At 57.6% G+C, this 12,372-nt stretch carries 12 protein-coding genes and 1 pseudogene; 3 read left to right on the top strand and 10 right to left on the bottom strand.

All coding sequences use genetic code 11. The features are described from left to right. Positions 1-43 precede the first annotated feature (43 nt). A complete protein-coding gene (locus tag BLU37_RS18525) occupies positions 44-1,810 on the top strand; it encodes a hypothetical protein (protein ID WP_157696388.1) in 1,767 nt (588 codons plus the stop codon). 126 nt (positions 1,811-1,936) lie between these two features. Here BLU37_RS18525 and BLU37_RS18530 read toward each other — a convergent pair whose 3' ends face one another. The 7 genes from BLU37_RS18530 to BLU37_RS18565 form a co-directional block, all read right to left on the bottom strand. Then, complete coding sequence (locus BLU37_RS18530; RefSeq protein ID WP_090207381.1) at positions 1,937-2,251, bottom strand: hypothetical protein; 315 nt, start codon at positions 2,249-2,251, stop codon at positions 1,937-1,939. A 1,597-nt stretch (positions 2,252-3,848) separates the two neighbouring features. After that, positions 3,849-5,099, bottom strand: a complete 1,251-nt coding sequence (locus BLU37_RS18540) for a hypothetical protein (RefSeq protein ID WP_019361153.1) — start codon at positions 5,097-5,099, stop codon at positions 3,849-3,851. A gap of 183 nt (positions 5,100-5,282) precedes the next feature. Continuing rightward, a complete protein-coding gene (locus tag BLU37_RS18545) occupies positions 5,283-6,257 on the bottom strand; it encodes a 5-oxoprolinase subunit C family protein (RefSeq protein WP_090207383.1) in 975 nt (324 codons plus the stop codon). Next, positions 6,254-7,126, bottom strand: coding sequence for a 5-oxoprolinase subunit B family protein (locus BLU37_RS18550; protein WP_090207386.1), 873 nt, complete (start codon positions 7,124-7,126; stop codon positions 6,254-6,256). The genes BLU37_RS18545 and BLU37_RS18550 overlap by 4 nt, the downstream gene beginning before the upstream one ends. Next, the gene (locus tag BLU37_RS18555; RefSeq protein WP_090207390.1) at positions 7,123-8,496 is read right to left on the bottom strand and encodes an acetyl-CoA carboxylase biotin carboxylase subunit; all 1,374 of its coding nucleotides are present in this window, start codon (positions 8,494-8,496) and stop codon (positions 7,123-7,125) included. The genes BLU37_RS18550 and BLU37_RS18555 overlap by 4 nt, the downstream gene beginning before the upstream one ends. 10 nt (positions 8,497-8,506) lie before the next feature. Then, the gene (locus tag BLU37_RS18560) at positions 8,507-8,752 is read right to left on the bottom strand and encodes an acetyl-CoA carboxylase (RefSeq protein ID WP_010446331.1); all 246 of its coding nucleotides are present in this window, start codon (positions 8,750-8,752) and stop codon (positions 8,507-8,509) included. Between the two features lie 91 nt (positions 8,753-8,843). Further along, entirely contained in the window at positions 8,844-9,602 is a 759-nt protein-coding gene (locus BLU37_RS18565) for a 5-oxoprolinase subunit PxpA (protein WP_090207392.1), read from the bottom strand. Positions 9,603-9,727: 125 nt separating this feature from the next. On the opposite strand from BLU37_RS18565, the gene BLU37_RS18570 reads away from it, so the two are divergent. Further along, on the top strand, positions 9,728-10,645 hold the full coding sequence (locus tag BLU37_RS18570; protein ID WP_010446329.1) for a LysR family transcriptional regulator: 918 nt from the start codon (positions 9,728-9,730) through the stop codon (positions 10,643-10,645). Positions 10,646-10,787: 142 nt separating this feature from the next. On the opposite strand, the gene BLU37_RS18575 is transcribed toward BLU37_RS18570, so the two are convergent. After that, complete coding sequence (locus BLU37_RS18575; RefSeq protein WP_090207395.1) at positions 10,788-10,979, bottom strand: putative inorganic carbon transporter subunit DabA; 192 nt, start codon at positions 10,977-10,979, stop codon at positions 10,788-10,790. 8 nt (positions 10,980-10,987) lie between these two features. Between BLU37_RS18575 and BLU37_RS18580 the strand changes: the two are divergent. Then, positions 10,988-11,497: pseudogene (locus BLU37_RS18580) on the top strand (IS256 family transposase); the annotation flags it as partial. Positions 11,498-11,519: 22 nt separating this feature from the next. Here BLU37_RS18580 and BLU37_RS18585 read toward each other — a convergent pair. Both BLU37_RS18585 and cynS read right to left on the bottom strand, forming a co-directional pair. Next, entirely contained in the window at positions 11,520-11,774 is a 255-nt protein-coding gene (locus tag BLU37_RS18585) for a DUF2790 domain-containing protein (protein WP_090207398.1), read from the bottom strand. A 109-nt stretch (positions 11,775-11,883) separates the two neighbouring features. Next, positions 11,884-12,354: a cyanase gene (gene cynS / locus BLU37_RS18590; protein ID WP_090207400.1), complete on the bottom strand. Its 471-nt coding sequence runs from the start codon at positions 12,352-12,354 to the stop codon at positions 11,884-11,886. Positions 12,355-12,372 lie beyond the last annotated feature (18 nt).

The following is a 12,372-nucleotide window of genomic DNA, read 5'->3' on the forward strand; positions in this document are numbered from 1 at the left end:
ACACTTCGATAACACTGGCATCTATGCGTTGCTAAAGCGTCGCTTGGATGTGATTGTCGCTGCTGATTGTGGTGCTGACCCTCAGTACCTGTTTGAAGACGTTGAGAACCTGGTACGCAAAGCGAAGATAGATTACGACGCCAAGATCGAATTCATCGACCCCTCCAGTCTGGTGGCGCTCCTGCCACCTGGCGATCCACGTTGGAAGCTGTTTGGTACGCCGGAAAGCATCACGCCTCTACCCGGTGAGGCTTTTCTTGTGCTGGCACGCATTACGTACTGTGATGGAAAAACAGGCTGTCTATTGATCGTCAAACCACGGGTGTCCAGCACAACGCAAGTGCAGATGTCATTTGACATGATTGGTTATGCTGACCGTCATTCGGAGTTTCCTCAGGAGAGCACCCGTGATCAATTCTTTGATGAGGCGCAGTGGGAGAGTTACCACGGTCTTGGTCTGACGCTTTCCAGTGTGCTTCAGAGCGATCTGCTTGACGCCTTGTCGTCTTGGGTCGCCAAAGGTCAGATAACCGGACTTTTAGCCTCCAACGTCGTACCCACCGATACTCCAAATCGTCGCCAGCGCATTACACAGACGTTGAAAACTTCCCTAGGTGTGGGGATTTCGGCTAGCTTGGTGCTAGCTGTCTGGCAGGCATTTGATCAGCATCGGAGCAGTGAACTAGCCGGCCGAGCGCGTTACGACGCACTTTATCTGGAGGTGGAGAAATCCCTTGGTGGCCACGACAAGGTGTCGGTAGCGACGTTGACGCGTCAGCTTCGCAGTCTCAGCGATATGGCAACTGTTGTTGGCGATAGGAGTCTATTATCCAGAGACATGCAGTATCTCAGCAGCTATATCAAAGAGTTATGCCCCGGGCCCAAAGGTAGCTTGCCAGATGAAACCTGCGATGGCTATCGCTCAGCCATTTCAGTCAAGTCTGAAAAAGGTGCTACGGAACAATACTGGTCGGGACTCGCACCAGTGGTTAACGAAGTTGAGCGCGTGTTGGCAAGTAAACCTGTCAAATCACCGGAACAGGTTGCTATATCTCAGCACCCTAGCAGCGCACAGGTCGCTCGAAAGCCTGAAGTTGAGCACATGTCGGCAAGTAAACCCGTTAAACCGACGAAGCAGGTTGTTAGTTCCAGTACGTTGAAATCCCAAAACGATAACTCGGTTTCTGGCGATTCCGTTCAGCCCTCCAAACCGGTTATAGCTGCTATCGCTGCACCTGTGCCAACAGAACCGCAGTCAGGACCCGAACCAGCGACAGAAATTGCAAAAAGCGATATGCCTCTGGTTCCAGAGCTTTCTGGTGAATCTAGCGTCGAGTCTAGTCCGAACGCATCTCCCTCTCAGGAAACGGAGTTACAGGCAAATCCCACTGCGATCTCTCAGGAGAATACCGACACGTCTACTTCGGTTCCTGGCTTCCCTGTAACGACTGAGACTGACAAAGTTTCCAGTGAGGATTGCAAGCGTCCAGAGACGCAACGCGTGGTGCTTTATACTCAGATTTATTCTGAAGATGAACGAAGTACAGCCCGTGATTTCCTCAAAAGACTGGCAGAGTCGAAAGTAAACATAATGGGCATCGAAAACGTCGTAGCCAGCGCTGTACGCAAAGGGGTTGCGGGACCACTACCATGGCCTCAAGCGACGTTCATCTATCACATGGATACCGAGGCCAACTGTGCTCGTTACCTTGCTCGGGATTTCTCATCTACAGCGAAGGTGATAAAGCTTTCTGCGTTTTTACCAGCGATGCCAGGTGTCATTGAGTTCTGGTTACCGCCGGGAAATTGATGGACTAGGTAGTGGACGCGAGCCCTATCACAAATCCTCAGACTTACTGCTGTCCCTCATTCACACCTGCAGAAAAAGCCCGACGGAGTCGGGCTGGAGTGAAGTACCGCTACAGGCTGCACCCGATCATCCCTCGACCGGCTCACCCTGAAGCGACAGGAGCAGATACGGCCCTCCTTCAGGTGAATCCATAAACCTCAGCGTCAGTGCCACAGAGCCTTCCTTGTGCTCAGACACGTCCAGTTCAAAATGAACCTGCCGCACCGCGGGGCACTCGTTGTGTACCTTGGCCACTGCCTGGAACACCTCAGACAGCCGGTTACCGAACATGAATCTCCGGCGGTCAGTCGGGTCCAGCAGCACCTTGGTCCATACCGCTGATGTGAACCCGATGGCGTGATCCATCACAGGGCCAACGCATTGTTTTTTCATTTGGGGCATCTGATTTCTCCAGGATTGAGAGAAACCATCTGCCCCGACCGGGAGGTGATATCCCGGTTACGGCGATTGAACGTGAAACGTCAAGCGGTGCAGCAGGTCACGCTTGTCTTGTTGAGCGCCTGCAAGGCAAACACTCGCCATCTGTGTGAAATCAGAAAGCCTTTAAGTTCCGTGGCTTCCCGCCGAGCAATCCTTGCCGACTCATAAGCCTCCTGGCTCAAGTCCTGGTGCGCCTGCTCGTAGCGCGCCGCCATCCGCTGTTCAACTGCCCAAACCTCTGCAGTCGTTTCACAGGGGCGTTGCCAAGCAATCTCCGATGCCCCAATGACACCGGACAGCACCCGTTGATCATCATCGCCTGCACAGGCTATGGGCTTTCGCCGATAGACCCTGGCTCGCGTGTAGTAAACCTCTACCGTCCGTGGATCGAATGAAGCTACGGCACTGAGCGTCGGATACGCATGCAGCACTCCTAGGGGCGGGACGGACCTCGCCCCATAGGGCAAGGAAGTCCCTATGGATGGATGTCAGGTTAAAGCCGCAGCCAGATACCGACGCAGGCGAAAAAGCACCCGAAACGCAAACTGCGAAATCGATCAGCAGCCGGTACGACCAAGCAGCGAAGTGAGCTATCCGCCATGTCGTCCCGACGAAAAATCAGGGGCAGGGCAGTGAGTGTTAGGTGGGTGTGCCAACCTGCAGCACACCCATTAAGTGAAAGCCGATGAACATCGAACCTCACAGGAGGCCGGCATTCGGATCAGCAAGTCAGCCTGGGGCCGACGAAGTCAAAGAGGAGCGATCAACGCTCGAAGGTGCAACAGCGGGGCTTCGCGATTCTCCGGTTTCGTGAAACAGAATGCGGAGAACTCTTCGCCCGACGGGGAGAGGTTTCCCGCGTGGGTAGTTACAACGGATGGTCCTACTTGAAGAACCTCAATGTAGTAAACAGCACGCTCCCTGCAATCCCTTGCAGTGCTTTCATGACGACTACCATGTGCATGTGCACGGTGTTTCATTAGACCTCCAGATTTCAGTAGGAGGGCCTGCCCATACAGGCGAGGCCCGTATTGGGAAAAATTCAGAGCAGTAGTCCCTCCACCTACCGCAATGGCAGTCGATTGGTCGCATCACTGGAAGCTTGGCGACCTGTGGGGGATCATACGCAATGGCGCATCGTAGCCCTTCAGATCCCAAGCTACTTGGCATGTGCCGACAAGGTCAGCAGTTCGCCCCCACACAATGGATACATCGACTACTGGCTGTCAAAGCCCCATCTGCAACAGATGTTTTCCGGTGGGGCTGACCTGTACGAGACCCGGAAAACAATGGCATGTATTGCTCTGCTACAGGTGTAGGGCGCATGCGGTTACTGCTGTCGAGCGCTGTTGCGTCTCGTGTGCGAAAGCGCGTCTCGCCAGCTTGCTTCTGGGGGCACTCACGCTTGGCTAGCCTGTGTCACTGAAGGACCAAAGGGAAAGGGAGCTGTCTGGTTGGGCGCTAAGTGGGCGGAAGCTGCCCTTCGTGGAGGGCAGCAGTCGGCCAGAGCAATCATCGGAAGCCCAGCAGCGAGTTCGTAATGAGCAACTTCAAAACTCTACTCTGCCAACGGTAACTGTAACCGGCTTCGATGGGATAAGCCTGCTTGCAAGGCAAATGCAACTATCACGGTAGATGGCGCGGAAAAGCTGCTCAGGCCACCGCCGGAAAACATCAACGCAAGACCCAATGCGGTAGCACCAAACCAGGCCGTCAAGCCCACCGGGTTAAACGCGACCACCCGCTTGAGCGCTGCCACGTCACTGCGTCCGTAGATAATCTGCGCCAACGCCACACCCACCCAGGCCACCACGAAAATCCCCTGATAGGCCAACGCCTTCAGGATGTAGGCAAACACGTCCGCGAGCATCAGGCCGTAGACGATCACCCCCACTGTCACTGCCCACATCAGGTACGAACCACGAAGGCCAAATCGACCAAAAAACGCCTGCATGTTCAGGGTCGCCAAGTAATAGTTGGCGGTGTTGATGCGTGTTTGCGTGGCCCAGACAAACAGTAATCCCCACAGGCCCATCAACTGCAAAATCGCCATCACCACCGAGACTTCGTTCAGCGCGCCTTCGTGTGGAATGCTGCTGACCAGGTAAATGCCCGAGGCGCCGTTGAGCAGAAACGTCACCGCGTAGAACGGAATGCCGAAGTTCCAGCGCCCATGGTACTCGGCGTCTTCAGGTTTGCCAAAACGCGCATAGTCGAAGGTGAACAGCATCAACACCCAGACGCCCATGTAGGCGACAAAACAATTCCACCAGCCGAATGCACTGGGTGTTGCCGGGCCGAAGTCCAGCCATTGCGGTTGATAGCCATAACGGCTAATCGATAGCCCCACCGCCACCAGCAAACCAGCGAGGTACACCGGCAGCAACACGCCGTTGAGCTTGTCCAGCCAGTGCTGCACGCTGCCCAGGATCATCGGTACGCTGTAGAGCACTACCGCCAATGCCGCAAGCGGATAGACCAGTTCCGGGTACAGGTGATTGAGCGCGACGGCGATCACCGAACCTTCAAACACCGCGTAATAGATCGCGGTCGAGAAGAAAATCAACGTCGCCAGGCACGCCCCGGTGCTGCCGAACAGCAGCCGTGAAAACAGCGCAACCGACAAACCGCTGCGAATCGCAAAACGGCTGAGCACGCTGTTGACCAGTCCATAACTGATCACCGACAGAACCATGCCAATCAGCGCATTGCGCGTACCGAACGACAACGCCAGTGAAGCACCCACCACGATGTAAAACATCGCACTGCAAACCGCCCACCAAGCCATGGTCAGGGACAGTCGGCCCATGCGCGATTCGGTGGGAACAGGATGATGCGCCGGGTCTTGCCCGGTTTGACTCGATTGCGATAAAGCAGCCATATGCGTGAACTCCAAGACCGGACAAAGGTTGAAGCGCGGGCAGCCATCACCGCACCGAAGTGCGGCGTTGGTATACCGTCAGGCATGGCCCGCGCTAAACGGAGGGCAGAATCAGGAAGGGAACAGCTTGCTCAGGCAACTGAGTTTTTTCTTATGGGAACGTCGCGCTTCCAGCGCCTCTTCGAGGGTTACCGCGATAAAGCGGGCCTTCTGGTTGGGTTGCATCTGGCCGATCAAATCGAGGTCGGCGCTGATCACCGTGCCTATCATCGCGTAGCCGCCACCGGACACCGCATCACGATGCAGCACGATGGGTTCGAGCCCGGCAGGCACCTGGATCGAGCCGATCGGGTAGCAACTGTCGACGATGTTCGACGGATCGGAACCGGCTCCGAACGGTTGCTCCCGGGGCTGAAAGCTCAACGCGCTGCCACCCTTGAAGCGATAGCCGATGCGGTCGGCTTCCGAACCGACGGTCCACGGCTCGGCGAAAAAGCTCTTGGCCGCCGATTCGGTCAAGCGGTGGTAGTACAAACCGGGCACCACCCGTAGGGTGATTTCGCCACCCAATGATTGCCGCAGCGCCATGGGTAAACTGGCCCCGGCGCGGCTCTTGCCGCTGGCGATGCCGACGGGCAACTCGTCGCCCGCGATCAGACGCCGACCCCGGAAACCGCCGAGCGTGCCCAGCGCATAGGTGGACCTGCTGCCGAGTACCACCGGCACATCAATTCCACCGGCCACCGCCACATAAGCGCGGGCCCCGGCCTTGGGAAAGTCAAAACGCAGCACTTGCCCGGCCTTCACCGTGAATGCGGTGTCGTGATGCATTTCCACACCATCGACCCGTGGCGTCATGTGCGCGCCGCTGACCGCCACCAATGCATCCTGTTGAAACTCCAACTCAGGCCCGAGCAGCGTGCATTCCAGCGCTGCCAACCCTGCCGGGTTCCCGACCAATTGATTGGCCGCGCTCAAGGCGTATTGATCAAGCGCGCCAGACGGCGGAATGCCCAAGTGGTAATACCCTTCGCGGCCCAAGTCCTGTACCGAAGTGGCCAGGCCGGGTTTGATGACCTTGATCATGCCAACACCTCCTGCAACGACTTGGGATAACCAACGGGATCGGCGAGGAATGCGTCCAGCGAAAACTCCACCGGCCGAATCCGCAGGTCAAAGCAACCGGCTTCCACTTCGGCCACCGCGTGGTCGTAGGCTTCACGCTCTATCGGCTTGAACTGCACGATGTCGCCTGGATGGAAAAACACCATGTGTTCTTTCAGGTACGCGAGGTTCTGTTGCGGGTCGTAGATCGGCGCGGGGGTGACGCCAAACATCTGATAACCGCCGGCGCCGCGCACCGAGTAAATACAACCAAAGCAGCCGCCGTGACCAAGGGTCAATTTCGGTGTGTCGGTGCGCGGGCGCAGGTACTTGGGCACCTGCAACTGATGCTCGCGCTCGACCATCTGGAACATGAACGGCAGCCCCGCAACGAAGCCGACCATCGAGACAAACCACGGCGCGCCACTGTGGGCTGCGATGAATGCATCGACATCGGCCAGACCGTTGATCCGTGCGGCGTACTCCAGGTCTGTGGCGTTCGGGTCTTGATGGCGGTCGCGAAAACGCATCAGGGTTTCGTGGGTCCAGGGATCGTTGTAGAGCACTGGTATCTCGATAATACGCGTCTGCAACGTACGCTCGGCAACGACTCCGGCCTCGGCAGTTTTTACCGCTTCGAGCAAGGTACAGGGGGCGATGCGATCTGGATCGAAACGAATCTGGAATGACGCGTTGGCGAGGCAGATATCGAGCACGCCATCCAGCGCCAGCCGTTCCACTGCGCGGGTGACGGCCAGGCCTTTGAAAAAGGCGTCCAGGGACATGCTGTCGCTGACTTCTGCAAACAAATGCTCATCGGCGCCAAAGCTGTAGCGGATGGGCGTACTCATGCTTCACCTCCGCTGCGGCGCTCGGCCAGCCAGATTTCCAGGGTGCCGGTGTGAAAGTCGGCGCTGTGCAGCCACGGTTGTTCCAGCAATTCACCGTGCAACGCCAAGGTGTTGGCCATGCCGGTGAGCGTGGTGTGCGCTACCGCCATTCGCGCTCGGGCCAGCGCTTCGGCGCGATCCGCACCGTGAATAATCATTTTGGCCAGCAGAGAGTCATAGTACGGCGGCACACGGTAGCCTTGATACAGATGCGTGTCGACGCGAATGCCCTCGTTGTTCGGCCAGATCAGAGCCTCGACCAGGCCTGGACTCGGGAAGAAATCCCGCGCCGGGTCTTCAGCGTTTAGGCGCATTTGCAGGGCGGCGCCGTTGAGTCGAATGTCACGTTGCCTTAAGCCCAGCGGCTCGCCGCCAGCGATGCGCAACATGGCCTGGACCAGGTCGATGCCAGTGATCAGTTCGCTGACCGGGTGCTCCACCTGAATCCGCGTGTTCATCTCGATAAAGAAGAACTCGCCAGTGGCGTCGTCATACAAATATTCCAGGGTTCCGGCGCCCTTGTAACCCAAAGATTCGGTCAGGCGCACGGCGCTTTCACAGAGGGTTTCGCGTTGCTGTTGGCTGAGGACTGGCGACGGCGCTTCTTCAAAAATTTTCTGCCGGCGCCGTTGCAGCGAACACTCGCGCTCAAACAAATGCACCGCGTGCTGACCGTCGCCCAATACCTGCACTTCGATGTGCCGGGCCTTGCTGATAAACCGCTCCAGGTACACCGCGCCATTGCCGAAGGCCGCTTGGGCTTCGCGTTGGGAGCGGGGAAACTCTTCAGCCAGTTGCTCGGCATTTTCCGCCAGCCGAATACCGCGCCCGCCACCACCGGCCGAAGCTTTGATCAACAACGGGTAGCCAACGGATTCAGCAGCCTTGAGCGCCGACTCAACGTCGAACAGTTCACCCGGCGAGCCCGGTACCACCGGCACGCCAGCGGCTTGTGCGGTAAGTCTTGCCTCGGCTTTATCGCCCATGCGACGGATCGTCTCCGCACTCGGGCCGACGAAAATGGCGCCGGCAGCCACCACCGCATCGGCGAATTCGGCGTTCTCCGACAGAAAGCCATAACCGGGATGCACCGCGTTGGCGCCCGTGGCTTTTAAGGCGCCGAGTAAGGCCTCGACGTTCAGGTAACTTTTGTCGGCACGGGCCGGGCCAAGAATGTGCACCTCATCGGCCATGCGCGCGGCCTGGGAATCGACGTCTGCCTCGCTGCACGCAGCAACGGTGGGGATACCCATTTCTTTGGCCGCGCGGATAATCCGCACGGCGATCTCGCCACGGTTGGCGACCAGCAATTTATGAATGGCTTGGGTCATGATCGCACCCTCACTCGTGGTCGAGTGTTGCGACGACTTGACCAGGCTCCACCGGATCACCGTCTTCTACCAAAAAGGCACTGAGGCGACCGGCCGTCCCGGCGGTCAGTTCGGAGAACTGCTTCATGACCTCGATCAGGCCAATGACCGTGTCGGTGCTAACCTGCGTGCCGACCTCGACGAAGTTCGCCGATTCTGGAGTGGCTTTGCGGTAGAAGGTCCCCGGCAACGGGGTGATTACAGTGTGTTCAGCCATGTCTGTTCCTCTTGGAATAGTTGTAGAAAGGCAGGCAAAAAGTGAATCGGTGAGCAAACCTTGGCGTCTGTTTGCCAAGTGTTTTTTTGTCTCAGCGCGGTGCTCTGACCGCTATGCCCGCGCCATTGAGTGCATGACGCGTGGCTTCGACCAATGCCAGGGCACCCGGTGTGTCGCTGTGCAAACAGATGGAATCGAATTCAATCGCCAGGTCTTCGCCCTCGACGGTGCGCACCACGCCTTGTTGGCAAGCACGCAGCACTCGCTCAGCGACGTGGTCCGGGTCGTAAGCCTGCACGTTGCGGGTAAAGACAATGGAGCCGCTGAGGTCATATTCGCGGTCGGCGTAGAACTCGCGGATCACCGGTTGGCCGAGTTCCGTGGCAACCCGCCAGATCACCGAGTCAGGCATGCAATACAGCAGCAACTCAGGTTCCAGACGCTGTAGGTTCTCCACCAGCAAACGGGCGGCCTCTTCGTCTCGGGCCAGGTGCATGTAGAGCGCACCGTGGGGTTTGATGTGTTGTAGGGGCACGCCTTGAACCCGGGCGAGTTCACGCAAGGCGCCCAACTGATAGAGCATGTCATCAACCAGTTCCTGGGCCGGCGCATTGATATGCCGACGGCCAAAACCAACCAGGTCGCGAAACCCCGGATGCGCGCCGATGGCCACGCCCAGGTACTTGGCCTGCTCGACGGTGCGACGCATGGTGCTGGGGTCGCCGGCATGAAAACCGGTGGCGATGTTGGCCGAACTGATAAAGCCCATCAGTTCATTGTCGACGCCATCGCCGATGGTCCAGGGGCCAAAGCCTTCGCCCATGTCCGAGTTGAAATCTATGACCTGCATGACCCTTGCTCCCGACGCTTGTGACTTCATGCAGGCCAAGTTAGATTCTCGTTGACCCCTTGGGAAGATCTATTATCAGATTGGGTATCTTCTGAAAAACAGATACCAAGTCACTTGGAGTGCCCATGTCTCTAACCCTGCGTCAAATCCGTTATTTCGTCGCCACGGCCGAGATTGGGCAAATCTCTCAAGCCGCGATTCATTTGAATATTTCCCAGTCGGCGGTGACCACAGCGATTAAGGAACTGGAAAGCATCCTTGGCACGCTGTTGTTCCAGCGCTCGGCCCAGGGCATGAGCCTGACCGACGCCGGGCGGCACTTTTTGAATCGGGCCTACGTGATTTTGCGCAGCGTCGATGACGCGTTAAACAGCCCCTTGCCGGACATCCGCGCCAGTGGTTTGTTGCGCTTGGCAGCGAGCTACACGGTGATCGGTTACTTCCTGCCGCACCACCTGCAACGGCTTGAACACTGGCATCCGGACGTGACCATCGAAGTTCATGAGCAGGAGCGGCAAGCTATCGAACAAGGCTTGCTGGAAGGTCGTTTTGATATGGCCGTGGTGCTCACCGCCAACCTTACGCACCCGGATATCGTTTCAGAGATTCTCTTCAACTCCGAACGGCGGTTATGGCTGCCCAGCCACCATCCGCTTTGCGAACGCTCAGCGGTCAGCCTCGCCGACGTCGCCAAAGAACCCTACATCCTGCTGACCGTCGACGAAGCCGAACAAAGCGCCATGCGTTACTGGGAACATGCGCATCAACAGCCAAACGTGCGGGTGCGGACCAGTTCAGTTGAAGCGGTGCGCAGTATGGTTGCCAATGGCAGCGGTGTGGCAATCCTCTCGGACTTGGTACACCGCCCCTGGTCACTGGAAGGAAAACGCATCGAAACCCTGACGGTCACCGACAAGGTGACACCGATGAGTGTCGGATTGGCGTGGCATCGAGAGCGCGAATTCAGCCCGGCGATGCAGGCGTTCCGTAATTATTTCCACGATGCATTTTTGGCGCCGCAACAGCTGTCGGCTCGACGCTGAAAACAGCGAAAACCATGTCCTCCTTTTGTGGATGTGCGATCAGCGCTTTGGGCTATTTGCGACCTGTTGTGACGGGAAAACTTTGGTCGTTTTCTGACTGTCGCGAATGTCCGGTTTTGGCTGGAAGAGGGGCCCTTATCGATCAGACTCCCGGCAGCGGTTGCCAGCCTGCTGCGGTGCGCCGCTCCACGTGGGCGGGTTGACCGTCCATGCGCAACAGGTACAGCCAGCCATGCTGGACCAAGTCGCGCACCACGGCGTGCTTCTCGATGACCCGGTCGATCATGGCCTGCGGCGCTTCTATCACCACATGCAGGCGCAGCGGGCGATGCATCCACTGTTGTGCAGGCCGGCCAGCAGGCGGGCATTGATCTCGCCACTCCCTATTTCTGGATTGATGCCACCTACGTCAAAGTACGGAAGGCCGGCCGTATTGTGTCGGGCGCCATCATAATCGCCGTGGCGGTGAACACCCATGGTGGCCGGGAAATCCTGGGCATGCGCGTCGGCCCTTCGGAAACCGAGCCATTCTGGGCGGACTTCCTGCGAAGCCTCATGCGACGCGGCCTGCGCGGTGTAAAGCTGGTGATCTCCGATGCCCATGAAGGGCTTGAGGCCGCCGTATCCAAGGTCTTCCATGCGACGTGGCAGCGCTGCCGAGTCCACTTCATACGCAATGCCATGGCTCATGTCGGTAAAGGCCAGCGAACGATGGTGGCGGCACTGCTGCGCACGGTCTTCGCCCAGGACAACTGCGCAGAATGTCATCAGCAGTGGCGGTTGATGGCTGACCAGTTGCGAGAGAAGTATCCGAAAATCGCTACGCTCATGGATAACAGTGAGGATGAAGTGCAAGTTCTAACCTGCAAGCGGCTCAGTTCGTACAACCATTCCCCATTACGTGGTATTCCATGATGTGCCGGTCGCCCTTGGAATCGTCGTAAGTCAAATGCATCGGTACTACATCGCAGACATTGGGTACCTGAGTAATCGCTACAACGTGCGCAATATCCAGGTCCTGAGAGTAACGATAGGGCTCGACCGTAACCTGTGTGGTCTGAGCCTCCTGCTCATCGGCCATAGCAACAGAACCGATGCAGACTAGGAGTAAGACGAGTAAGCGTTTCATGGCAATCACCTGTATTGAGGGCGTGAGAAGTCCAGAGCACGCAAGCGGTGCTCAGTGGTAATAAGAGTTGGGGTGTACCCGGCGCCCGCAGACGCCGGGTTGAGGTACATCAGAAAGGCTTGGTAGGCAGGTACTTGCCGTCCAGGGTGATCACGGCTCGGTGACCACCGTCCGGATCTTCGACTTTCTTGATGTCCAGCTTGAAGTTGATGGCGCTGATGATGCCGTCGCCGAACTTCTCGTGAACCAGTGCTTTGAGGGTGGTGCCGTATACCGACATCATTTCGTAGAAACGGTAGATGGTCGGGTCGCTTGGTACGCCGTCGAAGAAGCTGCCCCGAATGGGCATCGATTGCAGTAGAGCGACTTGATCAGCATCAAGATCGAGTTTCTCGCCCACGACCTTCGCGGCGGCGGCAGGCAGCGGGTGCTGGCCAAGCAGGGCTGCAGTGACGAAGGCTTCGGACAGGCCGGTGCCGTCAACGATCTCGGCGAAAGACAAGTCCTTGCGGGCCTTGGCCAAAATGATGACTTCGGTCAGTTCTTGGCGAGCGGTGCGGGTGGCTTGAGTCTGGATCATGGTAAATCTCCTGGATAG

This window comes from Pseudomonas asplenii (assembly GCF_900105475.1).
GTDB lineage: Bacteria > Pseudomonadota > Gammaproteobacteria > Pseudomonadales > Pseudomonadaceae > Aquipseudomonas > Aquipseudomonas asplenii.

Coding starts and splice junctions, on each gene's coding strand:
- BLU37_RS18530 (WP_090207381.1), bottom strand. CDS start 2,251: ATGCCCCAAATGAAAAAACAATGCGTTGGCCCTGTGATGGATCACGCC.
- BLU37_RS18540 (WP_019361153.1), bottom strand. CDS start 5,099: ATGGGCCGACTGTCCCTGACCATGGCTTGGTGGGCGGTTTGCAGTGCG.
- cynS (WP_090207400.1), bottom strand. CDS start 12,354: ATGATCCAGACTCAAGCCACCCGCACCGCTCGCCAAGAACTGACCGAA.
- BLU37_RS18585 (WP_090207398.1), bottom strand. CDS start 11,774: ATGAAACGCTTACTCGTCTTACTCCTAGTCTGCATCGGTTCTGTTGCT.
- BLU37_RS18560 (WP_010446331.1), bottom strand. CDS start 8,752: ATGGCTGAACACACTGTAATCACCCCGTTGCCGGGGACCTTCTACCGC.
- BLU37_RS18550 (WP_090207386.1), bottom strand. CDS start 7,126: ATGAGTACGCCCATCCGCTACAGCTTTGGCGCCGATGAGCATTTGTTT.
- BLU37_RS18545 (WP_090207383.1), bottom strand. CDS start 6,257: ATGATCAAGGTCATCAAACCCGGCCTGGCCACTTCGGTACAGGACTTG.
- BLU37_RS18570 (WP_010446329.1), top strand. CDS start 9,728: ATGTCTCTAACCCTGCGTCAAATCCGTTATTTCGTCGCCACGGCCGAG.
- BLU37_RS18575 (WP_090207395.1), bottom strand. CDS start 10,979: ATGCATCGCCCGCTGCGCCTGCATGTGGTGATAGAAGCGCCGCAGGCC.
- BLU37_RS18555 (WP_090207390.1), bottom strand. CDS start 8,496: ATGACCCAAGCCATTCATAAATTGCTGGTCGCCAACCGTGGCGAGATC.
- BLU37_RS18565 (WP_090207392.1), bottom strand. CDS start 9,602: ATGCAGGTCATAGATTTCAACTCGGACATGGGCGAAGGCTTTGGCCCC.